This is a genomic window from Pseudomonas entomophila (genome assembly GCF_029193575.1).
Lineage (GTDB): Bacteria > Pseudomonadota > Gammaproteobacteria > Pseudomonadales > Pseudomonadaceae > Aquipseudomonas > Aquipseudomonas entomophila_G.
The window spans coordinates 48214-72752 of sequence record NZ_JARGCS010000032.1 but is presented as its reverse complement, the minus strand read 5'-3'; the positions used below and the strand labels follow the sequence as shown (position 1 = coordinate 72752).

At 66.1% G+C, this 24539-nt stretch carries 26 protein-coding genes; 13 read left to right on the top strand and 13 right to left on the bottom strand.

What is annotated here, in order from left to right; all coding sequences use genetic code 11:
- Window positions 1-18 precede the first annotated feature (18 nt).
- From P0Y43_RS15055 to P0Y43_RS15040, 4 genes are all read right to left on the bottom strand, one after another.
- On the bottom strand, window positions 19-1077 hold the full coding sequence (locus P0Y43_RS15055) for a TerC family protein (protein WP_275638053.1): 1059 nt from the start codon (window positions 1075-1077) through the stop codon (window positions 19-21).
- A 180-nt stretch (window positions 1078-1257) separates the two neighbouring features.
- Entirely contained in the window at window positions 1258-2565 is a 1308-nt protein-coding gene (locus P0Y43_RS15050) for a substrate-binding domain-containing protein (RefSeq protein ID WP_275638052.1), read from the bottom strand.
- A gap of 115 nt (window positions 2566-2680) precedes the next feature.
- Window positions 2681-3283, bottom strand: coding sequence for a cupin domain-containing protein (locus P0Y43_RS15045; protein WP_275638051.1), 603 nt, complete (start codon window positions 3281-3283; stop codon window positions 2681-2683).
- A gap of 38 nt (window positions 3284-3321) precedes the next feature.
- Window positions 3322-5274, bottom strand: coding sequence for an FAD-dependent oxidoreductase (locus tag P0Y43_RS15040; RefSeq protein ID WP_275638050.1), 1953 nt, complete (start codon window positions 5272-5274; stop codon window positions 3322-3324).
- 77 nt (window positions 5275-5351) lie between these two features.
- On the opposite strand from P0Y43_RS15040, the gene P0Y43_RS15035 reads away from it, so the two are divergent.
- Entirely contained in the window at window positions 5352-6155 is an 804-nt protein-coding gene (locus P0Y43_RS15035; protein ID WP_275638049.1) for a class II aldolase/adducin family protein, read from the top strand.
- 113 nt (window positions 6156-6268) lie between these two features.
- Here P0Y43_RS15035 and P0Y43_RS15030 read toward each other — a convergent pair whose 3' ends face one another.
- Complete coding sequence (locus tag P0Y43_RS15030) at window positions 6269-7666, bottom strand: purine-cytosine permease family protein (protein WP_275638048.1); 1398 nt, start codon at window positions 7664-7666, stop codon at window positions 6269-6271.
- A gap of 334 nt (window positions 7667-8000) precedes the next feature.
- Between P0Y43_RS15030 and P0Y43_RS15025 the strand changes: the two genes are divergently transcribed.
- From P0Y43_RS15025 to cobF, 5 genes are all read left to right on the top strand, one after another.
- The gene (locus tag P0Y43_RS15025; RefSeq protein WP_275638047.1) at window positions 8001-8888 is read left to right on the top strand and encodes an EamA family transporter; all 888 of its coding nucleotides are present in this window, start codon (window positions 8001-8003) and stop codon (window positions 8886-8888) included.
- Between the two features lie 45 nt (window positions 8889-8933).
- Window positions 8934-9254 (top strand): YbjQ family protein, encoded by a 321-nt coding sequence (locus tag P0Y43_RS15020; protein WP_275638046.1) that lies wholly within the window; start codon window positions 8934-8936, stop codon window positions 9252-9254.
- Window positions 9255-9394: 140 nt separating this feature from the next.
- Complete coding sequence (locus P0Y43_RS15015) at window positions 9395-9583, top strand: hypothetical protein (RefSeq protein ID WP_275638045.1); 189 nt, start codon at window positions 9395-9397, stop codon at window positions 9581-9583.
- Window positions 9584-9724: 141 nt separating this feature from the next.
- Window positions 9725-10024 carry a hypothetical protein gene (locus P0Y43_RS15010; protein ID WP_275638043.1) on the top strand — a complete coding sequence of 100 codons (300 nt, stop codon included), beginning with the start codon at window positions 9725-9727 and terminating at the stop codon, window positions 10022-10024.
- A 67-nt stretch (window positions 10025-10091) separates the two neighbouring features.
- Window positions 10092-10841: a precorrin-6A synthase (deacetylating) gene (cobF, locus tag P0Y43_RS15005; protein ID WP_275638041.1), complete on the top strand. Its 750-nt coding sequence runs from the start codon at window positions 10092-10094 to the stop codon at window positions 10839-10841.
- Between the two features lie 40 nt (window positions 10842-10881).
- Here the strand turns inward: cobF and P0Y43_RS15000 are convergent, their stop codons facing one another.
- On the bottom strand, window positions 10882-11232 hold the full coding sequence (locus P0Y43_RS15000) for a response regulator (protein WP_275638040.1): 351 nt from the start codon (window positions 11230-11232) through the stop codon (window positions 10882-10884).
- 254 nt (window positions 11233-11486) lie between these two features.
- Between P0Y43_RS15000 and P0Y43_RS14995 the strand changes: the two genes are divergently transcribed.
- Genes P0Y43_RS14995 through P0Y43_RS14975 form a run of 5 tightly spaced genes read left to right on the top strand, consistent with a single transcriptional unit; the run spans window position 11487 to window position 17984 of the window.
- Complete coding sequence (locus P0Y43_RS14995) at window positions 11487-14954, top strand: response regulator (RefSeq protein WP_275638039.1); 3468 nt, start codon at window positions 11487-11489, stop codon at window positions 14952-14954.
- A complete protein-coding gene (locus tag P0Y43_RS14990) occupies window positions 14951-15772 on the top strand; it encodes a CheR family methyltransferase (RefSeq protein WP_275638038.1) in 822 nt (273 codons plus the stop codon). The genes P0Y43_RS14995 and P0Y43_RS14990 overlap by 4 nt, the downstream gene beginning before the upstream one ends.
- On the top strand, window positions 15769-16344 hold the full coding sequence (locus P0Y43_RS14985) for a chemotaxis protein CheB (RefSeq protein WP_275638037.1): 576 nt from the start codon (window positions 15769-15771) through the stop codon (window positions 16342-16344). The genes P0Y43_RS14990 and P0Y43_RS14985 overlap by 4 nt, the downstream gene beginning before the upstream one ends.
- Window positions 16338-17576 (top strand): hybrid sensor histidine kinase/response regulator, encoded by a 1239-nt coding sequence (locus P0Y43_RS14980; RefSeq protein ID WP_275638036.1) that lies wholly within the window; start codon window positions 16338-16340, stop codon window positions 17574-17576. The genes P0Y43_RS14985 and P0Y43_RS14980 overlap by 7 nt, the downstream gene beginning before the upstream one ends.
- Before the next feature lie 30 nt (window positions 17577-17606).
- Window positions 17607-17984 (top strand): response regulator, encoded by a 378-nt coding sequence (locus P0Y43_RS14975; protein ID WP_275638035.1) that lies wholly within the window; start codon window positions 17607-17609, stop codon window positions 17982-17984.
- Window positions 17985-18056: 72 nt separating this feature from the next.
- Here P0Y43_RS14975 and P0Y43_RS14970 read toward each other — a convergent pair whose 3' ends face one another.
- Together P0Y43_RS14970 and P0Y43_RS14965 are read right to left on the bottom strand one after the other, a co-directional pair.
- The gene (locus P0Y43_RS14970) at window positions 18057-18650 is read right to left on the bottom strand and encodes a DUF4157 domain-containing protein (RefSeq protein WP_275638034.1); all 594 of its coding nucleotides are present in this window, start codon (window positions 18648-18650) and stop codon (window positions 18057-18059) included.
- Entirely contained in the window at window positions 18637-19200 is a 564-nt protein-coding gene (locus P0Y43_RS14965) for a TetR/AcrR family transcriptional regulator (RefSeq protein WP_275638033.1), read from the bottom strand. The genes P0Y43_RS14970 and P0Y43_RS14965 overlap by 14 nt, the downstream gene beginning before the upstream one ends.
- A gap of 110 nt (window positions 19201-19310) precedes the next feature.
- On the opposite strand from P0Y43_RS14965, the gene P0Y43_RS14960 reads away from it, so the two are divergent.
- Together P0Y43_RS14960 and P0Y43_RS14955 are read left to right on the top strand one after the other, a co-directional pair.
- Window positions 19311-20042 (top strand): SDR family oxidoreductase, encoded by a 732-nt coding sequence (locus P0Y43_RS14960; RefSeq protein WP_275638032.1) that lies wholly within the window; start codon window positions 19311-19313, stop codon window positions 20040-20042.
- 27 nt (window positions 20043-20069) lie between these two features.
- Window positions 20070-20660 (top strand): 2-hydroxychromene-2-carboxylate isomerase, encoded by a 591-nt coding sequence (locus tag P0Y43_RS14955; protein WP_275638031.1) that lies wholly within the window; start codon window positions 20070-20072, stop codon window positions 20658-20660.
- Between the two features lie 4 nt (window positions 20661-20664).
- Here P0Y43_RS14955 and P0Y43_RS14950 read toward each other — a convergent pair whose 3' ends face one another.
- The 5 genes from P0Y43_RS14950 to P0Y43_RS14930 all read right to left on the bottom strand — a co-directional run bounded on the left by P0Y43_RS14950 (window position 20665) and on the right by P0Y43_RS14930 (window position 24444).
- Window positions 20665-20961 carry a DUF7693 family protein gene (locus P0Y43_RS14950; RefSeq protein ID WP_275638030.1) on the bottom strand — a complete coding sequence of 99 codons (297 nt, stop codon included), beginning with the start codon at window positions 20959-20961 and terminating at the stop codon, window positions 20665-20667.
- Between the two features lie 6 nt (window positions 20962-20967).
- Window positions 20968-21513, bottom strand: coding sequence for a cupin domain-containing protein (locus tag P0Y43_RS14945; protein WP_275638029.1), 546 nt, complete (start codon window positions 21511-21513; stop codon window positions 20968-20970).
- Between the two features lie 87 nt (window positions 21514-21600).
- Window positions 21601-22791: an MFS transporter gene (locus P0Y43_RS14940; RefSeq protein ID WP_275638028.1), complete on the bottom strand. Its 1191-nt coding sequence runs from the start codon at window positions 22789-22791 to the stop codon at window positions 21601-21603.
- A gap of 76 nt (window positions 22792-22867) precedes the next feature.
- The gene (locus P0Y43_RS14935; RefSeq protein WP_275638027.1) at window positions 22868-23401 is read right to left on the bottom strand and encodes a cytochrome b; all 534 of its coding nucleotides are present in this window, start codon (window positions 23399-23401) and stop codon (window positions 22868-22870) included.
- Window positions 23398-24444 carry a catalase family peroxidase gene (locus P0Y43_RS14930; RefSeq protein WP_275638026.1) on the bottom strand — a complete coding sequence of 349 codons (1047 nt, stop codon included), beginning with the start codon at window positions 24442-24444 and terminating at the stop codon, window positions 23398-23400. The genes P0Y43_RS14935 and P0Y43_RS14930 overlap by 4 nt, the downstream gene beginning before the upstream one ends.
- Between the last annotated feature and the right edge of the window lie 95 nt (window positions 24445-24539).

Below are 24539 nucleotides of genomic sequence, written 5' to 3'. Positions count from 1 at the left end.
GGCGAGGTAGGCCCGCCTTTACAGTAGGTGCGGGTCCTTCTTCCTATCGACCGTTTCCACCTCACCGGCAACCCGTTCCTCGGCAAGTGGCTCAACGGGCGGCGGATCGCGCCGCGTCTTGAACAGCGACAGCAGCACCCCACCCAGCAGCAAACCGAAGGTCACCCCCAGCGACAGCAGCGCAGGCACCTTGCCCACCAAGCCGTGGTAGAAGATCTTGCAGCCGATGAAGATCAAGACCAGTGCCAGGGCGTACTTCAGGTAGACGAACCGGTGCATCAGCGCGGCCAGGGCGAAGTACAGCGAGCGCAGGCCGAGGATGGCGAAGATGTTCGAGGTGTAGACGATGAAGGGGTCCTGGGTGATGGCGAAGATCGCCGGCACGCTGTCGACGGCGAACACCAGGTCGGCCAGCTCGATCAGCACCAGCGCCAGGAACAGCGGGGTGGCATAGCGCAGCGCCTTGCTCTGGCCGGGCGGGGTCAGGCGCACGAAGAAATGCGCGCCGTGGATCTGGTCGGTTACCCGCATGTGCCGGCGCACGAAGCGGATCACCGGGTTGTTGGCAAGGTCGGGGTGGCTGTCTTCCTTCGACAGGGCCATCTTCACCCCGGTGAACAGCAGGAAGGCGCCGAAGAGGTACAGCACCCACTCGAAGTTCTGCACCAGCGCTGCGCCTACGCCGATCATGATCGCGCGCAGGAACACTACCCCGAGGATGCCCCAGAACAGCACCCGGTGCTGGTAGCGACGCGGGATGGCGAAGAAGCTGAAGATCATCGCCATGACGAACACATTGTCCATCGACAGCGACTGTTCGACCAGGAAGCCCGTGTAGAACTCCAGCGCCGACTGCGCGCCCAGTTCATGCCAGACCCACACGCCGAACAGCACGCCGACGCTGAAATAGCCTGAATACAACAGCAGGCTCTCACGCATTTCGATTTCGCGGTCTTCGCGGTGCAGCACGCCCAGGTCGAGCACCAGCAGGCCGATGACGATGGTCAGGAAGACCAGCCACAACCAGGCGCTGGTACCGAGGAACGGGGTGGTGAGGAATGTGTGCAGAGCTGTCATGAGCCCCTCCTTGATTGTCGACGTTGCATGGCAACAGTGATTCCGACATGGCGGGGAAACCGTCAGAGGGGCCCGGCATCACATGGGCTTGAGCCTAGTTCATCGAGGTACTTCGGCGTGGAGCAGGCTGTTACATTTCTTTGCTTGGTTAGGCCGATACCGTCCCCACAACACATCGACTCAATACACCCACACCTCAACCCGGCGATTACGCAGGCGCCCTTGCTCCTGCTCATTCCCGGCCACCGGCAACTCATCGCCCATGCCGGTCACCTCCCTGACTTCCACCCCGGCCCGGGCCAGCTCCCGACGCACGGCCATGGCCCGCAGGCGCGAGAGCAGGGCGGCGCGGCCCGGGGTTTCCTTCGGGTCGCCAAACCCCACCAGCACCGCCTTGTCGTGCAGCTTGCCGGTCACGCGCAGGTAGTCGGCGACCCGCTGCACATCGCGCAGGGCCTTGTTGTCGAGGCTGGCGCTGCCCTCCTGGAAACGGAAGTTGACCGTCAGGCGCTGCGCTTCGCCGGCCAGGCTGCGGTAGCGCGCGGGCATGTCGAGCTGAACCGGCACCGTCTGCGCCTTGATTTGCTGGGACACGAACCCCTGGCCGGCGACGATGGCCTGGCCCGCCGGGCCTTGGGCGAACTCGGCCAGCGCCCGGGCCTGGGCGCTGGGAACGGCAGGCAGGTAGAAGAACAGGCGCCGCGACAACGGGTAGTCCTCGCTGGCCACCAACACCCGGGTCGGCAGCATCGCCGGCGCGTTGCCCTCGGCGATCGCCAGCACCTTGGCGCCGTGGACCGTGGCCAGGCTGCTGAAACCGATGGCCTGGCGGTCGGCCAGCACCTGCGCCGCCAGCGCCTCGCTTGATTCGAAGCGCCGGGCGTCAGCCGACAGCGCCGTGTGCGCGGGCTCCAGCACCAGCGCCTTGAAGGTTTCGAAGGTCCCGGAGCGGTTGTCACGGGCATACAGGTGGATCGGCCCACCGGCTGCGCCCAACTGCTCCCAGCGCTGCACCTGCCCGGAGAAGACCTTCGCCAGTTGCTCGGTGGTCAGCTGTTGCAGCGGGTTGTCCGGGTGGACGATCACGGCCACGCCGTCCAGGCCGATCACCTGTTCGCTGGCGGCACCGCGCAGGTCGCCAAGGTGCCGCAACTGCTGGGCCTCGCTGTCGCTGATCGGCCGTGAGGCGGTTGCCAGGTCCGCATCGCCGTTGCCCAGGGCGGCGAAGCCGGTGCTGGAACCGTGGGCGGCGATGTGTGCCTGCACGGGGCGGCCTTGGGCGTCGCGGGCCAGGATCTCGGTTTCATTGGCCTGCGCGCCGGGCCGGCTGTCGATGGCCGTTGCGCCCTGGGCCTGCAGCAAGCCACGCACCAGGGCCGGGCCCAAGGCCGCACCGATGGTGTTGGAGCCCTGGATACGCAGGGTTGCCGGCTCGGCCTGGGCCAGCAAGGGCAGCAGGCACAGCAGCAGGGGGAGTAGGCGGGACATGCCGGGGTCCTTTGGCACAGAGGTGCCCGGCAGATTACGACGGTTGCGTGAATGAAAAATGACAAGGGTGTGCCTGTGCCGGACCTATCGCGGGGCAAGCCCGCTCCAAGCGCCCTCAAAACGTGGGTGGCGTAATCACCCAGATCACCACCGTATCCTGCTCGCCGGGGTTGCCGTAGCGGTGCGGCTCCTGGCTGGAAAAACTGAAGCTGTCCCCTTCGCCCAGTTCGAAGTGCCGCTCCCCGACCCACAGCTCGAAGCGCCCCGACAGCACATACCCGGCTTCTTCACCTTCATGGCTGTAGCTCTGCTGGCTGTAGGCCCCTGGCGGAAACCGCGAATGCAGCATCTCCAACTGCCGGTTGGGCTGCGGCGTGAGCAACTGGTCGACCACGCCGTCCTCGTAATGCACGCTCAAGCGGCTCTGGCGACGCACCACGTAGCCTTGGTCCTCCGGCGCGGCACTGGCCTCGCTGGCGAAGAACCACTGGATCGTCACGCCCAGGCTGCGGGCGATGTTGAACAGCGCCGGAATCGACGGGTAGGAAAGGTTGCGCTCCAACTGGCTGATGTAGCCGGCGGTCAGTTCGCTCAGGCGGGCCAGCTCGGCCAGGGTCATGCCGCGTCGCTTGCGCAGGCCGCGAATGCGCGTGCCGAGGAACTGCGGCGTGGCGCCGTCGTCTTCGGGCAGGTGCGGTACGAGAGGGCGCTGGCTCATCAGGGGTTCCATCAGCAAAACCGGCAGTATGTACAGCCTCAGAGCGACCAGGCAACCGCCAGGCCATCGTGGATCGCCTCCTCGGCGGTGCGCGGCGCCAGGCAGTCGCCGATGCGTCGCACCTCGACCAGCCCGGCCAGTTCGCCGGCCAGTTCGTCATGCGGGCTATGGCCCAGGCACAGCACCAGGCTGTCGATACCCTCGAAGAGCATCGGCTCGCCGCTGGCGGTGTGCTGGAGGTAAACGGTGTCGTCATCGCAGCCATAGAGACGGGCGTAGGGGGTGATGGGGATGCCCAGGCGATGCAGTTCGCCGGCCATGTGATCACGCACGTACAGCGGCAGGCTCTCGCCGCAGTGGGTGCCGTTGACCGCCAGTTGCACCTGGTGACCCTCACGCACCAGGCGTTCGGCGATGCCGGGGCCTATCCAGTCGCTGCGCCAGTCCAGCACCAGCACCGAGCGGCCCAGGCTGACCTGGTTGCGCAACACCTGCCAGGCGTCCGCCACCTGCAGCTCACCCATACGCTCGAAGTCCGGCCAGTAGGGGCTGGCGCCAGTGGCGACGATCACCAGGTCGGGGCGTTCGCGCTCGACCAGCGCGCGGTCCACACGGGTGTTGCGCACCACCTTCACGCCGGCCAGGGCCATCTCGCGTTGCAGGTTGGTGCTGGCCCCGCCGAACTCGGCGCGCCGAGGCAGTAGTTGTGCCAGCAATACCTGCCCGCCGAGCTGCGGCCCGGCCTCGTAGAGGGTGACGTCATGACCCCGGGCGGCGGCGACGGCGGCGGCTTTCATGCCTGCCGGGCCGCCGCCGGCCACCAGGATGCGTTTACGTGCGGTGGTGGGGATGGGCGTGGCGTATTGCAGCTCGCGCCCGGTTTCCGGGTGCTGGATGCAGGAGATCGGCAGGCCGCGGTGGAAGTGGCCGATGCACGCCTGGTTACAGGCGATGCAGGCGCGCACGTCTTCGACCTGGCCCTGTTCGGTCTTGCTCGGCATCAACGGGTCGCAGATCAGCGCGCGGGTCATGCCGCACACGTCGGCCTGGCCGCGGGCGAGGATCTGCTCGGCCTCTTGCGGCTGGTTGATGCGGCCGGTGACGAACAGCGGGATCTTCAAGCGCGCCTTGAAGGTGCCGGCCTCGCGCGCCAGGTAGGCCGGCTCGATGGCCATCGGGGGTACGATATGCACCGCGCCGCCGAGGGAGGCCGAGGTGCCGGCGACGATGTGCAGGTAGTCGAGCTGGCCTTGCAGCGCTTCGGCGGCGGCCAGCGATTCGTCCTCGCTCAGGCCCTGGCTGTCACGCTCGTCGGCGCTGATGCGCAAACCGACGATGAACTGCTCGTCGGTGGCCGCGCGCACGGCGTCGAGCACTTCGCGCAAGAAACGCAGGCGCTGTTCGAGGCCGCCGTTATAGCCATCGGTGCGGCGATTGACCCGTGGGTTGAGGAACTGCGCTGGCAGGTAGCCGTGACTGGCCACGACCTCCACGCCGTCCAGACCGGCCTGGTGCAGGCGACGGGCGGCGCTGGCGTAGCCTTGGACGATCTCGTCGATCATCGGCTGTTCCAGCGCCCGTGGCATCACCCGGAAGCGTTCGTTGGGCACCGCCGAGGCCGAATAGGCCACCGCCAGCAGGCCGTCGGCCGACTCCATGATCTCCCGGCCTGGGTGGAACAGTTGCGACAGCACCACCGTGCCATGGGCATGGCAGGCCTCGGCGAGTTGCCGGTAGCCGTCGATGCAGGCGTCGTCGTCGGCCATCAGCACATGGGAGGTGTAGCGCGCGCTGTCGTGCACCCCGGCGACCTGCAGCACGATCAGCCCGGCGCCGCCCTCGGCTCGGGCGCGCTGGTAGGAGATCAGGCGATCATTGACCCGGTTGTCGGTGGGCAGGCAGGTGTCGTGGCCGCTGGACATGATGCGGTTCTTCAAGCGTTTACCACGGATCTGCAGGGGCTGGAACAGGTGGGCGAAGGCGGTCGACATGCGCGCGGCTCCAGGGCGTCGTTATTATTTTTCTATAGAAGTGTTCCTTCAGTAAAAAATCAACTTGTTTTTTTACTGTGGCGGCACTAGCGTTCAGACGACGCAAATTCACGGGAAAAACAACAATGAACACCACCGAATGGGCCTTGCGCCAGGAACTGGCCGCCTGCTATCGGTTGATCGCGCACTTTCGCATGACCGACCTGATCTTCACCCACATCTCCGTGCGCCTGCCGGGCCCGGAGCATCACTTCCTGATCAACCCCTATGGCCTGCTGTTCGATGAGATCACCGCGTCGAACCTGGTGAAGATCGACCTGCATGGCAATGCTGTCGAACCGTCGCCGCACCCCGTCAACCCGGCGGGTTTCGTCATTCACAGCGCCATCCATGGGGCGCGCGAGGATGCCCGGTGCGTGCTCCACACCCACACCCGTGCCGGTTGTGCGGTGGCTGCGCTGGAGTGCGGATTGTTGCCGGTCAACCAGATGTCCATGGCCTTCTACGGCAAGGTGGCCTATCACACCTACGAGGGCATCGCCCTGGACCTGGACGAGCAGCAGCGGTTGGTGGCGGACCTCGGCGACAAGCCGGTGATGATCCTGCGCAACCATGGGCTGCTGACGGTGGGCGCCAGTGTCGGCGAAGCGTTCCTGCGCATGTACTACCTGGAGAAAGCCTGCGAGATCCAGCTTGCCGCGCAGAGCGCCGGGCAACTGGTGCTGCCGGGGCATGAGGTGAGTGCGCACACCGAGCGGCAGTTCAATGAACCGGCGCGGGTGTTGAAGGAGGGGGAGTTGGCCGACCCGGATGGAATGCAGCTGGCCTGGCGGGCGCTGTTGCGGTTGCTGGAGAAGGTGGCGCCGGGCTATCGGGAGTGATCGGGCATCGCTGTGGCCTCATCGCGGGGCAAGCCGGCCCCTACAGGCATCCCGCAGATCCGGGAGTTTGTGGGGTACCTGTGGGGCTTGTCCCGTGAAAAGGCCACCTCGTTCTAACGCGCCTCAGGCACGATGATCGCCGCCGGCGCCTCGGCCGCACGCCCGCGCGCCACCCAGTAATACAGCACGCTCGGCACCACCAGTCCGATCAGCCACGACACGTCCACCCCGCCCAGGTGCGCAACCAGGGGGCCGGTGTACAGCTTGGTGTCGATGAAGGGCATCTGCACCAGCACGCCCACGGTGTAGATGATGATCCCCGGCCAGTTCCAGCGGCCGTAGCGCCCGTTCGGGTCGGCCAGGGCAGGGATGTCGTAGCGCTCACGGGTGATGAAGTAGTAGTCCACCAGGTTCACTGCGCTCCACGGCACGAAGAACGTCAGCAGGAACAGGATGAACGACTTGAAGGCACTGAGGAACGAGTGCTGGCCGAGCAGCGCCACCAGGGTCGCGGCGCCGACGATACCGAGCACGAACAGCAGGCGTTGCGTGCGGCTGATCTCCAAGCGCCCACGCAAACCGCTGATGATCGTGGCGATGCACATGAAGCTGCCGTAGCTGTTGAGGGTGGAAATGGTCACCTTGCCGAAGGCGATGCTGAAGTACAGCAGCGCCGCCGTGGTGCCCGCACCGCCCAGGCCGACGATATAGGCCACTTCGCGACCCGAAAACTGGCCACCGGCGATGGCTGCGGCGAACACGCCGAGGATCATCGACGCCTGGGCGCCGAGTACCGAGCCCAGCCCGGCGGCGAGGAAGGTCTTGACCGGCGAGGTATGGCTGGGCAGGTAGCGCGAGTAGTCGGCCACGTAGGGGCCAAAGGCGATTTGCCAGGAGGCCGCCAGCGACACCGCCAGCATGAACGACGCCCAGCTGAAGTGGCGGTTGTCCAGCAACTGGCCAATGTCGGCGAGCATCAGGATGCGGCTGAACAGGTAGACGAAGGCGATGATGCCCAGCACGCTGGCTATCCGGCCAATCCAGTGAATGACCCGGTAGCCGGCCAGCGTCGCCAGCACGATCACTCCGGCGAAGATCAGGATGCCGGTGCTGTCGCTGACGCTGAGCAACTGGCCGATGGCCTGGCCTGAAAGCACCGTGCCTGTGGCAGTGAAACCCAGGTACATCAGGCACACCAGCACCATCGGGATGGCAGCGCCGTAGACGCCGAACTGCACGCGGCTGGAGATCATCTGCGGCAGGCCCAGGCGCGGGCCTTGGGCCGCATGCAGGGCCATCACGGCGCCGCCGATCAATTGGCCGATGAGCAGCCCGATCAAGGACCAGAACACGTCGCCACCGAGCACAACGGCCAGGGCGCCGGTGACGATCGCGGTAATTTGCAGGTTGGCTCCCAGCCACAGCGTGAACTGGCTGTACACCCGTCCATGGCGCTCAGCTTCGGGGATGTAGTCGATCGAGCGTCGCTCGATCACGGGCTTGCTGGACATGAAGGGCTCCGCTTGGTTGTTATTATGGGGCGGCGGGACACAGGGTGGATGGCTTTAGTTATGTGAGCATGTATATACAATTGGGTCAATTAACAATTCCGGTGTTGCCTGGGGCTCGCTCCTGCAGGGTTGCATCGTTCCCGAAGGCGACGACGCCCCTGTGGGAGCGGGCTTGCCCCGCGATTAGGCCGGCACAGGCACACCACGCGATGGCCCCCAACGCCAGCCCCGACTGTTGCGCAACGCTAGCCACCAGCTGTACCGGTCCCGCCCGTGCCTTTGCCCTTATGCTGTAACGAAATATGTCTAGATCGTTTGAAGAAGGAACACCGCCATGCCACTCAAGGATCTGCTCATCGCCCTGGTGGTGATCGTCGCCTGGGGCGTCAACTTCGTGGTCATCAAGGTCGGCCTCGACGGCCTGCCGCCGATGCTGCTCGGTGCCCTGCGCTTTGTCCTGGTGGCCTTCCCGGCGGTGCTGTTGGTCAAGCGCCCGAACCTGCCCTGGCGCTGGTTGATCGCCTATGGCGCGACCATCTCCCTGGGCCAGTTCGCCTTCCTGTTCCAGGCCATGTACAGCGGCATGCCGCCGGGCCTTGCCTCGTTGGTGCTGCAATCCCAGGCGTTCTTCACCCTGGGCTTCGCCGCGCTGTTCCTCGGCGAACGCCTGCGCCTGGCCAGCCTGCTCGGGCTGCTGGTGGCGGCCAGCGGGCTGGCGCTGATCGGCAGCGAAGACAGCGGCCACGTGCCGTTGGTGGCCTTGCTGCTGACCTTGTGCGGCGGTGCCATGTGGGGCATGGGCAACATCATCACCCGACGCTTCGGCTCGGTCGACCTGGTGGCCCTGGTGATCTGGGGTGGGCTGATACCGCCGCTGCCGTTCCTGGCGTTGTCCTGGTGGCTGGAAGGGCCCGAGCGCATCGGCCACGCCCTGGCCAACATCAGCCTCAACTCGGTGCTGGCGCTGGCTTACCTGGCCTTCGTCGCCACCATGCTCGGTTACAGCCTCTGGGGCACGCTGCTGTCGCGCCACCCGGCAGGCAAGGTGGCGCCGTTCTCGCTGCTGGTGCCGGTGATCGGCTTGAGCTCCTCGGCCTGGCTGCTCGGCGAGCGCCTGAGTGCGGTGCAGGGCTGGGGCGCACTGCTGGTGATGGTGGGGCTGTTGATCAACGTGTTCGGTCCGCGCCTGGGGCAGCGTCTGCGTGCCACTACCGCGCAATAGGGTTCCTGCTAGGATGCGGGTGTTTTCCCGAGCAGGAGCCTCGCCATGATCATTTCCACCACCAGCCACCTCGAAGGCCGTCCCGTGGCCGAGTATCTCGGGGTGGTCAGCGCCGAGTCGGTGCAGGGCATCAACTTCGTGCGCGATTTCTTCGCACGCTTTCGTGACATCTTCGGTGGCCGCTCGCAGACCCTGGAAGGCGCGCTGAAGCTGGCCCGCGAGCAGGCCACTGAGGAGTTGCTGGCGCGGGCACGGCAGTTGCAGGCCGATGCAGTGCTCGGCGTGGACTTCGAGATCAGCATGCCGTCGGTGCAAGGCGGCATGGTCGTGGTGTTTGCCACCGGTACGGCGGTGCGCCTGAAGTAAGGCGATGTGCCACTGGTCGGGCAAGGCGTCTTCGTCCGATCGGTCTGCAAATGACCGGCTAGTCTCAGAGCAACGGGTCGCGTTTCTCTAGGCCAGCACGCTGCTGACCGACGCGATCGTCATTTGGAGGGGCACAGGGCATGAGCGAATCCTTTTTCGAAGACGTCAATGACGCATTCCCGATCAACAGCCAGGTGCGTTGCGGCCAGTCGGCCTTTCGCCTGGGTTTTGCCAACATGACCCTGGATGAGTCGGAGCAACTGGCACCGGCTCACCTGCAGCGCAGCAAGAAGGGCCGTTTCACCCCGCGCGTCCCCCAGAAGAAATGACCCCTAGCGCAGTCCGCTCCTTGGCGGGGCGGGCCTTGCGCGCGATAGTCCGATCATTGTTTCCCTCACTTCATTGACCTCGCTCACCCCGCCAAGGGCGCAGCTATGCTTTTCTGCGCGCAGTTCAAACAGGAGATCGCGATGCGTATCAGGGAAGAGACCTATTGGAAGTGGGCCGATGCCCAATTGCACAGCCGTTGCCATGACGAAGCGTTGAGCGACGGCACCTGCCTCGACGTACAGGTGCGCCTTTCGCGCCTGGGCGCTACCCAGCTGTTCCTCGGGCTGTACCGCCGTGACGGCAAGGCGCTGCTGGAGGAGTTCTACCCCGCGCGCCCCGGTGAAACCATGACCCGCGCACTGGTCTGGGGGGTGGACCGGGCCCGGGCGCTGGCCACCGGTGCATTGCCGCTGGCCGAGCCGCGACGTCTACGGGCCTGAGCGGCTGCTTTGCCAAATACCGGCGGCCGCCCGACAATGGCCGTCGGTTCCATTCTCAGGCAAGGCTATGAAATCACTTTTGCTGATCGGCATTGGCCCGGGCGACCCGCGCCAGGTCACCTTCGAGGCGGTGGACGCGTTGCGCCGCGCCACGGTGTTCTTCGTCCTCGACAAGGGCGGCGACAAGGACGAGCTGGTACGCCTGCGCAAGGCCGTGCTCGACCGCTACCTGCCTGAGGGCGGCTATCGCCTGGTGCAGGTGGAGGACCCGCGCCGTGATGGCCAGGCTGCGGATTATGTCGGCGCGGTGCAGGACTGGCATGCGCAACGCGCGGCGCTCTACGCCCGGCTACTGGAAGACGAGCTGGGTGCTGGTGATGTCGGCGCGTTTCTGTTGTGGGGCGAGCCGGGGCTGTACGACAGCACCTTGCGCATCCTCGACCTGGTGCGCGAGCGTGGTGTGGCGCTGCGCCTGGAGGTGATTCCCGGTATCAGCAGCGTGCAGGCCCTGGCCGCACGTCATCAGATTCCCCTGAACCGTATCGGTGAGCCGCTGACCGTGCTGCCGGGGCGACGCCTGGCCGAGCAGGGGCGGGTCGATAACGTGGTGGTGATGCTGGACGGGCAGTGCGCTTTTGCCGGGTTGGAAGATGAGGGGCTGTGGATCTACTGGGGGGCCTACCTGGGGACTGCCGACGAGATCCTCGTCGCGGGTCGGTTGCAGGCGGTCAAGTCGCGGATCCTGGAGGTGCGCGAGGAGGCCCGGCGACGCAAGGGGTGGATCATGGATACCTACCTGCTCCGGCGTGAGGGATGAGGGTGGGGGCCGTGCCGGCCCCATCGCGGGCCCGCGGCCCTCACGGCGCGCCCAGAATTCCCTGCACCTTGTCCCGCAGTTGATCGATGCTGAACGGCTTGCCGATCAGGTGCATGCCCTCGGGTACGTTGAAACTCTCCGCATACCCACTGGCGAACAGCACCGGCAATGTCGGTCGCAAGGCCCGGGCCTTCCCTGCCAGCTCCTCGCCACGCATGTCTGGCAGGCCCACGTCGGTCATCAGCAGTGCCAGTGCATGGCCAGGATCCTCAAGGATCTTCAGCGCGGCGGTGGCATTGTCTGCCTCCAGGGTCGTGTAGCCTAACTCGTCGAGCACTTCGACCATCAGCATGCGTACGATGTCGTCGTCTTCGACTACCAGCAGGTGCATGTTTGGAATCCTGTAATAAAAGGGGAATGTCTCTACTCTGTGCCCATGAAGGTGGCAGAAGTTCCTTCAGGATAGCGGCCCGCGCAATTGCAGGGAACGATTGCCGCAGCAGGCCTTCAAATACTGGCTAAATGCTTCCGCGATCGGCAAAGCTGGTTAGACTCGCTAACAGACCCGGTGGCAGCAGCGGCCTACAAGAACGACCGATATCCGCCACACTGTTCAATGGACTTATTTCGCTCGGGCGACATCAGATGATTCAAGCAGCCTCGATGGACCAACGCAGCTTTCGCAAGCTGCTCAGCCGTAACGTCGGCCTGCCCCTTGGGGTCGGCCTGTTGGGGGCCGTGGCCTTCGTCGCGGTGATCAACTACCTGCTTTCGGCCATGCAATGGGTCGAGCACACCGATCGGGTGATCGGCAATGCCAACGAGACGGTCAAGCTGTCCATCGACATGGAAACCGGCATGCGCGGTTTCCTGATCTCCGGTGAGGAGCGTTTCCTCGACCCCTACGAGGTGGCCAAGCCGCGCATCTTCAGCAGCCTCGACGCCCTGCGCGAGATGGTCGCCGACAACCCCCAACAGGTCGACCGGGTCGGACGGATCATCGCCCTGCAACGCGCCTGGAACGACTTCGGCAGCGAGATCATCAAGATGCGCCGCGAGCAGGGCGACTTCCGTGGCGCCATCGGCGGCGGCCGGGGCAAGCGCATCACCGATGAAATCCGCAAGGAGTTCGACGGCTTCATCGCCGCCGAGCAGCAACTGCGCATGGCGCGCAACGAGAAGGTCAACAGCGTCACGGTAACCGCCATCAGCGCCTTTGTGCTGTTCATCGTCGCCTTGAGCGCACTGCTGGCCTACCTGGGCCGGCGCGACCTGCTGGCGTTGTCCGACAGCTACGTCAGTAACCTGCAAGGCCAGCAGCGTGCGACCGAGCGCCTGGAGCACCAGGCCTGGTTGCGCAACGGCCAGACCCAACTGTCCCAGCAGGTGCTGGGGCAACTGACCCTGCCCATGCTCGGCGACAATGTGTTGCGCTTCTTTGCCAGCTATCTGGGCAGTGTGGTGGGTGCCTTTTATGTGCGTGACGAACAAGGGCGCCTGCTGCGCGTGGCCAGCTACGGGCTGGATGCCGAGCAGCAGGCCCAGGAACAACGGGTCGGCAGCCACGAAGGCCTGTTGGCGCAAAGTGTGCGCGAGGGCCGCCTGTTGCGCCTGGACGACCTGCCCGAGGACTACTATCGCCTGAGCTCCGGCCTGGGCAGCGGCCTGCCGCGCAGCGCGCTGCTGGTGCCCGCGCGCGACGACGGCCAGGTCAACGGTGTGCTCGAACTGGGCTTCCTGCGCCCCTTGCAGGAGCGCGACGGCGAGTTGTTGGAGCGGGTCGCCGACAACCTGGGCATCTCCATCGAGACTGCCCGCTACCGCCAGCGCTTGCAGGAGGTGCTGGCCGAGACCCAGCAGCTCAACGAGGAACTGCAGGTCCAGCAGGAAGAACTCAAGACCGCCAACGAAGAGCTCGAAGAGCAATCGCGCGTGCTCAAGGAATCCCAGGCCCACCTGGAGACCCAGCAGGCGGAGCTTGAACAGACCAATGAACAACTGGCTGAGCGCACCGAGGCGCTGGATCGCAAGAACAGCGAGCTGAACCAAGCCCAGGTGGAGTTGCAGGCGCGCGCCGAAGACCTGCAACGCTCCAGCAAGTACAAGTCCGAGTTTCTCGCCAACATGTCCCACGAGCTGCGCACGCCGCTCAACAGCTCGCTGATCCTGGCCAAGTTGCTGGCCGAGAACGGCGAGGGCAACCTCAGCGAGGAACAGGTCAAGTTCGCCGAGTCGATCTACTCGGCGGGCAACGACCTGCTCAACTTGATCAACGACATCCTCGACATCGCCAAGGTCGAGGCCGGCAAACTCGAAGTGCGCCCCGAAACCACCCAGCTCGAGCGCCTGGTCGAGGGCTTGCGCGGCATGTTCCAACCGCTGGCCGACGACAAGGGCCTGGCCTTCTCCGTGCAGGTCGAGCCGCAGGTGCCGGCGACCCTGTTCACTGACCGGCAGCGTCTGGAGCAGATCCTCAAGAACCTGCTGTCCAATGCCGTCAAGTTCACTGAACGCGGGCAGGTCAGCCTGAGCATCAGCCAGCAGGCCGGCATGGGCATCGTCTTCGCCGTGCGCGACTCCGGCATCGGTATCGCCGCCGACCAGCAGCAGGCGATCTTCGGTGCCTTCCACCAGGTCGACGGCACCAGTAATCGCCGCTACGGCGGCACCGGGCTGGGCCTTTCCATTTCCCGTGACCTGGCGCACCTGCTGGGCGGGCAGATCAGCGTCGACAGCAGCCCGGGGCAGGGCAGCGTGTTCAGCCTGATCGTTCCCGAGCGCTACGAGTCGGTGGTCGAGCAAGGCGAGGTGCACAGCTTGCGTCCGGCCGTTGACCAACTGCCACCCCCATCTCGCTCGGTTGTGCCCGTTCCGGTGGCGCGCCCGGCCCCGACCTTCGCCGACGACCGCGAGCGTGCGCCGTTCGGCAACCGCTGCATCCTGGTGATCGAGGACGAGCCGAACTTCGCCCGCATCCTCTTCGACCTCGCCCACGAGCTGGGCTACAGCTGCCTGGCGGCCCAAGGGGCCGACGAGGGCTTCGAGCTGGCCGCGCAGTACCTGCCAGACGCCATATTGCTGGACATGCGCCTGCCCGACCACTCGGGCCTGACCGTGTTGCAGCGCCTGAAGGAGCAGGCCTCGACCCGGCACATTCCGGTGCACATCATCTCTGTCGAAGACCGCGTCGAGGCGGCCATGCACATGGGCGCCGTGGGCTACGCGGTCAAGCCTACCAGCCGCGAGGAGCTCAAGGCGGTGTTCGCGCGCCTGGAGGCCAAACTGACCCAGAAGCTCAAGCACATCCTGCTGGTGGAGGACGACGACCTGCAGCGCGAGAGCATTGCCCGCCTGATCGGCGACGACGACATCGAGATCACTGCCGTGGCCATGGCCCAGGACGCCCTGGCGCTGCTGCGCGAGAATATCTACGACTGCATGATCATCGACCTCAAGCTGCCGGACATGCTCGGCAACGAGTTGCTCAAGCGCATGACCGCCGAAGACATCCGCAGCTTCCCGCCGGTGATCGTCTACACCGGGCGCAACCTCACCCGCGAGGAGGAGGCCGACCTGCTCAAGTACTCGCGCTCGATCATCATCAAGGGCGCACGCTCGCCCGAGCGCTTGCTCGACGAGGTCACGTTGTTCCTGCACAAGGTCGAGTCGCAGCTGTCCCACGACCGCCAGCGCATGCTCAAGACCGCGCGTAGCCGCGACAAGGTGTTCGAAGGGCGCAAAATCCTGTTGGTGGACGACGATGTGCGCAACATCTTCGCCCTGACCAGCGCCCTGGAGCACAAGGGCGCGATCGTCGAGATCGGGCGCAATGGCCGCGAGGCGCTGGAGCGTCTGGAGCAGCACGAGGACGTCGACCTGGTGCTGATGGACGTGATGATGCCGGAGATGGACGGCTACGAGGCCACCCGCCTGATCCGCCAGCAGCCGCAGTGGCGCAAGCTGCCGATCATCGCCGTGACCGCCAAGGCCATGAAGGACGACCAGCAGCGTTGCCTGCAGGCCGGCGCCAATGACTACCTGGCCAAACCGATCGACCTGGACCGCCTGTTCTCGTTGATCCGTGTGTGGCTGCCGCAACTGGAGCGAATTTGACTAGCGAACGCAACACCGATATCGAGATCCGGCTGCTGATCGAGGCGATCTACCTCAAGTACAGCTACGACTTTCGCAACTACTCGGGCGCCTCGATCAAGCGCCGGATCCTCCACGCCCTGCGCCAGTTCGAGTGCCGCACCGTGACGGCCTTGCAGGAGCGGGTGCTGCACGACCCAGGCATGTTCATGCAGCTGTTGCAGTACCTGACGATCCCAGTCAGCGAGATGTTCCGCGACCCCGGCCATTTCCTCGCGCTGCGCCAGGAGGTAGTGCCGCTGCTGCGCACCTGGCCGTCGATCAAGATCTGGATCGCCGGGTGCAGCACGGGCGAGGAGGTGTACTCCATGGCCATCCTGCTGCGCGAGGAAGGCCTGCTCGAGCGCACGATCATTTACGCCACCGACATCAACCCGCACTCGCTGGACAAGGCCAAGCAGGGCATCTACTCGATGGCCAGCATGCAGGGGTATGCCGAGAACTACCGCAAGGCCGGTGGGCGCCGAGACTTTTCCGAGTACTACACCGCCGCCTACGGCAACGCGATCATCGACAGCAGCCTGCGCGAGAACGTGACCTTCGCCGACCACAGCCTGGCCACCGACAGCGTGTTTTCCGAGGTGCAGTTGGTGTCCTGCCGCAATGTGCTGATCTATTTCAACAAGGACCTGCAGGACCGCGCCCTGGGCCTGTTCCATGAGTCGTTGTGCCACCGCGGCTTCCTGGTGCTGGGCAGCAAGGAGTCGATCGACTTTTCCGCCTACAGCGACCGTTTCGAGGCGCTGGTACGGCCCGAACGGATCTACCGCAAATCATGAACGGCATCCGTGCGGTGGTCATTGGCGCCTCGGCCGGCGGCGTGGCGGCGCTGTTCAAGGTGCTTGGCGCCTTGCCCGGCGATTTCAGCCTGCCGGTGCTGTGCGTGCTGCACCTGCCGCACGACCGCCACAGCCAGCTCGCCGAAGTGCTGCAACGGCGCCTGCAACGCCCGGTGCACGAGGCGCGGGACAAGGAGCCGATCCTGGCAGGGTTGATCTACGTCGCCGGCCCCAGCTACCACCTGTCGGTGGAGCGCGACCTGCGCCTGTCGTTGAGCCAGGAAGAGCCCGTGCACTTTTCGCGCCCGGCGATCGACTTTCTGTTCCAGTCGGCGGCCGATGCCTACGGTGCCGGCCTGCTCGGCATCCTGCTCACCGGGGCCAATGAAGACGGTGCGCGGGGCTTGGCCTACATCAAGAACAGCGGGGGCCGTACCGTGGTCCAGGACCCCCGCGACGCACAGGTCGCGCTGATGCCGGAGGCCGCACTGGCCCTGCACCGGCCTGACCATATTCTTTCTCTGAGCGGTATCGGGCAGTTGCTCGCTACCCTGGAACCCTGCGCATGTTGAGCCCTATCACCTCCAAACTGCTGATCGTCGACGACCTGCCGGAAAACCTGCTGGCCCTCGACGCCCTGATCCAGGGCGAAGGCCGTCAGGTGCACCAGGCGCAATCTGCCGAGCAGGCCCTGTCGCTGCTGCTCGAACACGAGTTCGCCCTGGCCATCCTCGACGTGCAGATGCCCGGCATGAACGGCTTCGAGCTGGCCGAGCTGATGCGCGGCATGGAAAAGACCAAGAACATCCCCATCGTGTTCGTCAGCGCCGCCGGGCGCGAGATGAACTACGCCTTCAAGGGCTATGAGAGCGGCGCGGTGGACTTCCTGCACAAACCGTTGGACACCCAGGCGGTGAAAAGCAAGGTCTCGGTGTTCGTCGACCTGTTCCGCCAGCGCAAGATCCTCGACCGCCAGCTCCAGGCGCTGGAGCGCAGCCGCCAGGAGCAGGAACAGTTACTGGCCCAGTTGCAGGTGGCGCGCAGCGAGCTGGAGCATGCGGTGCGCATGCGCGACGACTTCATGTCGATCGTCTCCCACGAGGTGCGCACGCCGCTCAATGGCCTGATCCTGGAAACCCAGCTGCGCAAGATGCACCTGGCCCGCGGCAACCTGGAGGCGTTCAGCCAGGACAAGTTGCACGCCATGGTCGAGCGTGACGAGCGGCAGATCAACAGCCTGATCCGCCTGATCGAAGACATGCTCGACGTCTCGCGCATCCGTACCGGTAAGTTGTCGCTGCGGCCCAAGACCTTCGACCTGGGGCAACTGGTGCGCGGCCTGGTGGAAAACTTCGCGGCGCAGGCCGCCGCCGTGGATACGCGCATCGAGTTGCAACACTGCGAGGCGTTGCAAGGGGAGTGGGATGAGTTTCGCATCGAACAGGTGCTGGCCAACCTGTTGTCCAATGCCTTGCGCTATGGTGAACGCAAGCCGGTACAGGTGCGGGTGTTGCGCCAGGATGGCATGGCCTGCGTGCAGGTGCAGGACCAGGGCATCGGCGTGAGCCTCGCCGACCAGCAGCGGATCTTCCAGCAGTTCGAGCGCATCGCCGCGCAACAGGCCAGTGGCGGCCTGGGCCTGGGGCTGTACATCTCCGAGCAGATCGTCCAGGCCCACGGTGGCCGTATCCTGGTCGACAGCGAGGCGGGGCGCGGTGCCATTTTCAGCGTGTTGCTGCCATTGGCGGCTAGCAGCCAACAAAACGACCCGTCACGGCAACCTCTGCGTGAGCCTGGGGTCTGATGCCAACCTTTCGAGAGTCAAGGCGTTGTCATGAGTGAAGATGCACAAGACGTGGTGCTGGTCGTCGAGGATGAGCCGGCGATCCGCATGATCCTGCGGGACTACCTGTCAGGCGAGGGCTACCACGTGCTGGTGGCCGAGGATGGCGAGCAGGCGTTCGAGATCCTCGCCAGCAAGCCGCACCTGGACCTGATGGTCACCGACTTCCGCTTGCCGGGCGGGATTTCCGGGGTGGAGATCGCCGAGCCTGCGGTGAAGCTGCGGCCAGACCTGAAGGTGATCTTCATCAGCGGCTACCCGGCGGAGATCCTCGAGTCCGGCAGCCCGATCGCGCGCCAGGCGCCGATCCTGGCCAAGCCGTTCGATCTCGACAGCCTGCGTGATCAGATCCAGGCGTTGTTGCGGTGATGCCAGGTGCCGGCCCTATCCTTTGTAGGCGCGGGCTTGCCCCGCGTAGGGCCGGTAAACCCAGCCACTTAATCAGCGCGCCTGCCCCGACCGCCGCTCGCGCAGCGCCTTCGCCACCTCGGCCTCGATGGCATAGGCCGGCCCCTCCAGCGCGTTGTAGTCCCGCGTATAGCGCTGGGCGAACGCCTCCACCCCCAACTGCTGATACTGCTGCACATGCTTGAGCTCGTGGGCCCATAGCGCCACGTTGTCCTCGGCATCCTGCGTGCGGCGGAAGATCACGGTGTCGATCAGCGTCACGGCATTCACATCCGGGTTGTGCAACAGCGCATTGGCCGCGCTGAATTGCTGCGGGTCGCCCACCCGATAGCGCACCGCGTCGAGCACGGCGAAGTCGTACCACGGTTCAAGTTGTGCCCGGATGTGCAAGGGAATCGGCTCACTGCCCGCCGCCGTGGCTTCATCTCGCGCCTGCTGCAAAGCGAACACCAGGCTGGCGCTGGCCATGCGCTCGACATCGGCCAGCACCTGCCCGGCCTGGCCGGGGTCGATCGGGGCGCAGAAGCAGCCCATCAGGCACACCGGGTACTGGCCCGGCGGGCAGGCCTCATCGGCGTGCACGGGCAGGCTCAGGGCCAGGCCCAGCAACAGGCTAGCGGTTTTCATCCAGGGCCCTGTCGACGAACTGTTGGCTGGCGGCAAGCACTTGGGTCTGGACCGCCTCGCTGGCCAGCATGCGCCCCACCACCAGGGCGCCCACGCACTGGCTGATCAACGCCCAGGCCAGGTGTTCATCGTCGAGGGTCTGGCTCCACAACGCATGCAGTTCGACCAGCCAGTGCTCGGCTTCCTCGCGCACCGGGCGCTCGGCGCGGGCGATCTCCACGCCCAGCGGCGGCAGCGGGCAGCCGCCTTCGGCATTGTGCAGGTGGGCCAGGCTCAGGTATTGCGTCAGGCAACGGCGCAGGTGCTGGCGGTCGGCGCCCTTGCTGGCCAGGCGGGCGAGGGGGCTGTTGGACAGCTCGCGGCGCACCACCTCGGTGAACAGGTCATCCTTGGACGGGAAGTGGTTATAGAAGGCGCCGCCAGTGAGGCCGATGGCCTTCATCAGCCCGGCGACGCCGGTGCTGGCGAACCCGCCGCGCTTGGCCAGCGCGCCGCTGCTGGCGAGCAATTTGTCGCGGGTCTGTTGTTTGTGGTCGGTGGAATAGCGCATCCGTGGAACCTCGCGCTGGCTTGACGGTGGGCGGATCATAGCATAGCGTTCGTTTACTAAATGATCGTTTATTAATTGGGCTCGAACAGACCCACCACAGAGGAGGCACCATGGCACAACAACAAAAAGTCGCCCTGATCATCGGCGCCGGCGACGCCACCGGCGGTGAGATCGCCAAGCGCTTCGCCCGCGAAGGCTACGTGGCCTGCGTCACCCGCCGCCAGGCCGAGAAGCTGCAACCGCTGGTGGACGAAATCCGCGCCGCCGGTGGCCAGGCCCACGGTTTCGGCTCCGACGCGCGCAAGGAAGAGGAGGTCGCCGAACTGGTCGAAACCATCGAGCGCGACATCGGCCCCATCGACGCCTTCGTCTTCAATATCGGCGCCAACGTGCCGTGCTCGATCCTCGAAGAAACCCCACGCAAATACTTCAAGATCTGGGAAATGGCCTGCTTCGCCGGCTTCCTCACCGCCCAGGCCGTGGCCCGGCGCATGGTCACCCGCGAACGCGGCACCATCCTCTTCACCGGCGCCACCGCCGGCACCCGTGGCGCCGCCGGCTTCGCCGCCTTCGCCGGGGCCAAGCACGCCCTGCGGGCGCTGGCCCAGAGCATGGCGCGCGAGCTGGGGCCGCGAAACATCCATGTCGCCCACGTGGTGGTGGACGGTGCCATCGATACCGCGTTCATTCGCGACAGCTTCCCCGAGCGCTACGCCCTCAAGGACCAGGACGGCATCCTCGACCCTGCGCACATCGCCGACAGCTACTGGTTCCTGCACGCCCAGCCTCGCGACGCCTGGACCTTCGAACTCGACCTGCGCCCCTGGATCGAACGCTGGTAACCCGCCCTCACACACAAGGACTGAAGCATGAGCAAGACCGTCGAGTTCTTCTTTGACCTGGGCAGCCCGGCCAGCTACCTCGCCTGGACCCAGCTTCCCGCCCTGTGCGCCCGTCACGGCGCCACGCTGATGTACCGCCCGATGCTGCTCGGTGGGGTGTTCCAAGCCACCGGCAATGCCTCGCCCGTGATGGTGCCGGCCAAGGGGCGCTACATGTTCGTCGACCTGCAGCGCTTCGCTGACCGCTATGGCGTGGCGTTCGGCCTGCCGCCGGGGTTTCCGATCAACACCCTGAACCTGATGCGCGGGGCACTCGGCATGCAACTGCACGCGCCGGAGCGCTTCGAGGCGCTGCTCGGGGCACTGTTCAGGGGCTTCTGGGTGCAGCGGCGCAACCTGGCGGATGCCGCGGTGCTGGGCCAGACCCTGGAGGAGGCGGGCTTCGACCCGGCGCATTTCCAAGCGCTGGCCAGTGATGGCGAGGTCAAGGCGGTGCTCAAGCAAGTGACTGAAGATGCGGTGAAGCGGGGCGTGTTCGGCGCGCCGACGTGTTTCGTCGGCGAGCAGATGTTCTTTGGCCAGGACAGGTTGGACTTCGTCGAAGCGGCCCTGGCCTGAGGCGTCAGCCCTGGGGCGCGAGCAATCGCTCGATGCGCCCGCGCTCCCAGATGCTCAACAGGTCGGTGGGGTTGGTGCCGTAGCGCTGCCAGTCTTCCAGCCCTGCCGTCTGGCCCTCGTCATCACGGCAATGCAGGCAATGAGCCAGGCCTTCGCCGTCGCAGGCCAGCGTCAGGCGCCAGCCGTCGATGGCCACTTCGAACAGGCCGCTGCCTGGCTGGTCGAGCACCACCAGCGCCCGCGCGCCGAGGGCGGCGTCACGCAGGCACTGGTACACCGCGCGGGTGCTGGGGGCGGGCATGGTCGGTCAGAAGTTCGCCGGGGTGTTGGCGCTGATGATCTCGGCCTCGTCGGGGCCGATGTTCTTGAAGCTGTGGGGCAGGGTGGTGGGGATGTAGTAGCCGTCGCCCGAGTTGAGGATGCTTACCTGGCCATCGACCCACAGCTCGATGGTGCCACGGGTGACCAAGCCACATTCCTCGCCTTCGGCATGCACGATCGGGTCACCTGAATCGGCGCCTGGGGCATACAGTTCGCGCAGCATGCGCATCTGCCGGCCCTCGACGCTGGCGCCGACCAGCAACATGCGCAGGCCGTTGCGGCCGAGGTCCGGCTGCTCGCCACCGCGAAACACGAAGCGCTCCTCACGGGCCGGCTCGTCGAAGCTGAAGAACTCCGCCAGGCTCATGGGGATGCCTTCGAGGAGTTTTTTCAGGGAACTGACCGAAGGGCTGACCCGGTTCTGTTCGATCTGCGAGATCGTCGAGTTGGTCAGGCCGCTGCGGCGGGCCAGTTCCCGCTGGGAGAGGTTGTTGCGTTCACGCACCAGTTTGAGTCGTGTCCCCGTGTCCATAGCCGCCTTGAGAATGAGTGATCAGAGGTGTCAAAAATAATGGGCATCGCATTAAAACACACTCTGCACGGCAAAGCGCTGTGCTTGTCAGCCGCGTTGGTCGCCTCGCGCCGGCCATAGCCCGACCACCAGCAACAGGGCGGCCACGGCCAGGAATGGCAGGCGCGGGTCGATGGCGTAGACCAGCGTGCCAGCCAGTGGCCCGATCACCGCGCCCATGCCTTGGGCCGCGCTTATCGAGCCTGCGGTGGCGCCCTGCTCGGAGGCATGCATGGCGTTGGCCGCCAGTGCCGAGAAGGCCGGGAAGACGAAGCCCATGCCGGCGGCCGCAACGAAGAAGCAGGCCCACAGCGCCGGCGCTGTGGTCACCAGGGCGCCTGCGGCGAAACCCAGGGCCGAGACGCTGGCGCCGACGCGGATCATCCGCTGTGGCGGCCACTCCAGGCGGCGCAGCAGCAGTTGCGACAGGATCAGCGCCACGCCCACGGCGGTCAGCGCGATACCGGCGGCCTGGGCGGCGTCGGCCGAGGCCAGCTTCAGGCGGTCGAGGGCGAAGAAGCCGACAGTGATCTGCGAAACCGTCACGCTGAGCATGGCGGTGAACGCCACCACCAGGGGCCTGCGCAGGCGTTGGTCGCTCAGCCGTACCGGGCTTGGTGCATGGCTGTGGGCCAGGGGGTGCGGCTTGAGCTTGAACAGCAGCACCGCGAATGCCGCCGCTGGCAGCAACGACATCAGATAGAACGGCAAGCTCAGGCTATAGCGCGCCAGCAGCGCCGCCAGCGCCGGGCCCAGCACCAGGCCGACGGCGTTGGCCGCACCGAGCAGGGCCATGGCGCGGGCGCGCCGCTCAGGGGCGACGTGGTCGGCCACCAGCGCGTTGCCCCCCACCGGCAGAGCGGCATAGAAGGCGCCGATCAGGCCGCGGGTGAGCATCAGGCCGACGAAGGCCAGGGTCGCCCCGGGCAGCCAGCGTAGAGCGCCGTCGATGAACAGGCACAGCAGCCAGTACGCCAGGGTGAAGCCCGCACTGCCCAGCAACAGGATGCGCCGCCGGCCCAGGCGGTCGGCGGCGCGGCCCCAGGGGCGGGCGAGCAACACCCAGACCACCCCGGCCACGGTCACGGCCGCACCCGCCTGCCAGGTGGCCATGCCCAGCAAGCGGGCGATCGGGCCGATCAGCGCGACGAAAGCCATCATCGACATGGTGCAGGCCATGTTGACCAACAGCAGTGGGCGCAGGTCGAGGGGGGCGGCGGGGTCCTTCGCGGTATTCATCGGGGCGTTCCAGGGCAGGCAGGTAAAACCCCGATGTTAGTAATACCTCTTTATCTCTGTCGACCCATTTCCCGCTTCACTCGCCACGTCCCAGCGGCCCCGGCCACATGCTGCGTAGCACGCCGTCGCGGCGCACCAGCGCGTGCGCCAGCGCCGCCGCCAGGTGGGCGAGGACGGTGGCGAACAACAGGTAGCCGGCCCAGCCGTGGGCTTGGCGCAGCACGGCGTACAACTGCAGGTCGTGGGGGGCGATGGCAGGCAGTTGCAGCGGACGCGGGTAGCCGCCGGCCGAAAGCATCGCCCAGCCCAGCAGCGGCATGGCCAGCATCAGCGCGTACAACACCCGGTGCGAGGCGCTGGCGGCCAGGCGCTGCAGGGGCGGCAAGTCGGCGGGCAGCGGTGGGTGGGGCAGGGCGAGGCGCAGGCCGATGCGCACCAGCACCAAGGCCAGCAGGGCCAGGCCGGTGGCCTTGTGCAACTCGACCAGCAGTGGGTGGCGGTTCGACAGGTCGCTGACCATGCTCACACCGATGAACAACATCGCCAGGATCAGCGCGGCCATCAGCCAGTGCAGCAACCGGGCCAGGGGGTGGAAGGCGGTGGGCTTCATGGGCGGGCTCCTGCGCCGAGGGTTTCCCGGCTGCGGCGGTTGAACGACTCGGAATAGGCGGCCGAGCGGGCGGCGAGGATCGGGTCGGCGGACGGCTCGATACCGTGCGGAAGGATCAGCGGGTCGAAGTTCAGGTCGCGGCAGGCGCCTTGCTCAGGGGCGTCGACCCGTTCGATCACCAAGGTGCCGGCATCGATACTGGCGCGTTCGGCAGGCCATGGGCGCGCCGGGTCGTCGACCGGGTCGCCGGGCTCGGCCAGGGTCAGGCGCAGGGTCCAGCGCAGTGGGCCCTTGGCCAGGCGTTGTTGCAGATCGTGCTGGAGCAACTGCTTGTCGTCGACCTGCGCCGGCAACGGGGCGAAAGGCGTCTGTGCCTCCAGGCGCCAGCGCACTGGATGGGCCTTGCCGCCAGCGTCGATCAGGCGGAAGGCATTGATGCTGTTGTAGTCGGTACTGGCGAAGCTGTCGCTGGCCTTGTAGCTGGCTGACCACTGGCGAAAGGCCGCGCTCTCGGGGTGGGCAGCGAAGAAGGCTTGGATCTTCGCCGGGTCTGGCTTGCCGGTGGCCGGGTCCGGCGAACCGGCCAGGACCTGCTCGTAGAACCCCTGCGGGGTGCTGACGGCCAGGACGGGTGGGTTGTTCATGCCGGTGCGCCAGACCTGGCCGTCGTCGCTGCTCAGCTGGATCGCCAGGCTGCGGGTGGGCACTGCGGCGTCCGGGGCATATGGGTTGGCGCCGCCGATGGCGAAGCGGCCGATCACCGGCACCCGCAGTTGGCTGAACACCCGGGCGGTGGAAAGCGGTTCGGCCAGGCCGCTGCTCTGGAAGTAGCCACTGACGCACAGGCCCTTGGCGTGGTTCTTCCGGTAGCCAGGGTGGTGGCCGGCCTGGGCCTCGAAGGTGTCGATGATGCGCTGCGGAGTCAATGCGGGCTGGCCGATCCAGCCGGCGGCGTAGGCGAAACCCGCGCCCAGGGCCAGGATGCCGGCGCCGATGGCGGCCAGCCGCACGGCTTTGGCGACGCCTTGCAGGGGAGTGTTCATGGTGACGGTCCACGTCGGTGAATGAGCCCATACGACGAACGGGCGAAAAATTTATTCCCGCCTGGGGAATACGTTTCATGTCGGCGCGTCTGCCC

Coding starts and splice junctions, on each gene's coding strand:
- P0Y43_RS15055 (WP_275638053.1), bottom strand. CDS start 1,077: ATGACAGCTCTGCACACATTCCTCACCACCCCGTTCCTCGGTACCAGC.
- P0Y43_RS15050 (WP_275638052.1), bottom strand. CDS start 2,565: ATGTCCCGCCTACTCCCCCTGCTGCTGTGCCTGCTGCCCTTGCTGGCC.
- P0Y43_RS15045 (WP_275638051.1), bottom strand. CDS start 3,283: ATGAGCCAGCGCCCTCTCGTACCGCACCTGCCCGAAGACGACGGCGCC.
- P0Y43_RS15040 (WP_275638050.1), bottom strand. CDS start 5,274: ATGTCGACCGCCTTCGCCCACCTGTTCCAGCCCCTGCAGATCCGTGGT.
- P0Y43_RS15030 (WP_275638048.1), bottom strand. CDS start 7,666: ATGTCCAGCAAGCCCGTGATCGAGCGACGCTCGATCGACTACATCCCC.
- P0Y43_RS15025 (WP_275638047.1), top strand. CDS start 8,001: ATGCCACTCAAGGATCTGCTCATCGCCCTGGTGGTGATCGTCGCCTGG.
- P0Y43_RS15020 (WP_275638046.1), top strand. CDS start 8,934: ATGATCATTTCCACCACCAGCCACCTCGAAGGCCGTCCCGTGGCCGAG.
- P0Y43_RS15015 (WP_275638045.1), top strand. CDS start 9,395: ATGAGCGAATCCTTTTTCGAAGACGTCAATGACGCATTCCCGATCAAC.
- P0Y43_RS15010 (WP_275638043.1), top strand. CDS start 9,725: ATGCGTATCAGGGAAGAGACCTATTGGAAGTGGGCCGATGCCCAATTG.
- cobF (WP_275638041.1), top strand. CDS start 10,092: ATGAAATCACTTTTGCTGATCGGCATTGGCCCGGGCGACCCGCGCCAG.
- P0Y43_RS15000 (WP_275638040.1), bottom strand. CDS start 11,232: ATGCACCTGCTGGTAGTCGAAGACGACGACATCGTACGCATGCTGATG.
- P0Y43_RS14995 (WP_275638039.1), top strand. CDS start 11,487: ATGATTCAAGCAGCCTCGATGGACCAACGCAGCTTTCGCAAGCTGCTC.
- P0Y43_RS14985 (WP_275638037.1), top strand. CDS start 15,769: ATGAACGGCATCCGTGCGGTGGTCATTGGCGCCTCGGCCGGCGGCGTG.
- P0Y43_RS14980 (WP_275638036.1), top strand. CDS start 16,338: ATGTTGAGCCCTATCACCTCCAAACTGCTGATCGTCGACGACCTGCCG.
- P0Y43_RS14975 (WP_275638035.1), top strand. CDS start 17,607: ATGAGTGAAGATGCACAAGACGTGGTGCTGGTCGTCGAGGATGAGCCG.
- P0Y43_RS14970 (WP_275638034.1), bottom strand. CDS start 18,650: ATGAAAACCGCTAGCCTGTTGCTGGGCCTGGCCCTGAGCCTGCCCGTG.
- P0Y43_RS14965 (WP_275638033.1), bottom strand. CDS start 19,200: ATGCGCTATTCCACCGACCACAAACAACAGACCCGCGACAAATTGCTC.
- P0Y43_RS14960 (WP_275638032.1), top strand. CDS start 19,311: ATGGCACAACAACAAAAAGTCGCCCTGATCATCGGCGCCGGCGACGCC.
- P0Y43_RS14955 (WP_275638031.1), top strand. CDS start 20,070: ATGAGCAAGACCGTCGAGTTCTTCTTTGACCTGGGCAGCCCGGCCAGC.
- P0Y43_RS14950 (WP_275638030.1), bottom strand. CDS start 20,961: ATGCCCGCCCCCAGCACCCGCGCGGTGTACCAGTGCCTGCGTGACGCC.
- P0Y43_RS14945 (WP_275638029.1), bottom strand. CDS start 21,513: ATGGACACGGGGACACGACTCAAACTGGTGCGTGAACGCAACAACCTC.
- P0Y43_RS14940 (WP_275638028.1), bottom strand. CDS start 22,791: ATGAATACCGCGAAGGACCCCGCCGCCCCCCTCGACCTGCGCCCACTG.
- P0Y43_RS14935 (WP_275638027.1), bottom strand. CDS start 23,401: ATGAAGCCCACCGCCTTCCACCCCCTGGCCCGGTTGCTGCACTGGCTG.
- P0Y43_RS14930 (WP_275638026.1), bottom strand. CDS start 24,444: ATGAACACTCCCCTGCAAGGCGTCGCCAAAGCCGTGCGGCTGGCCGCC.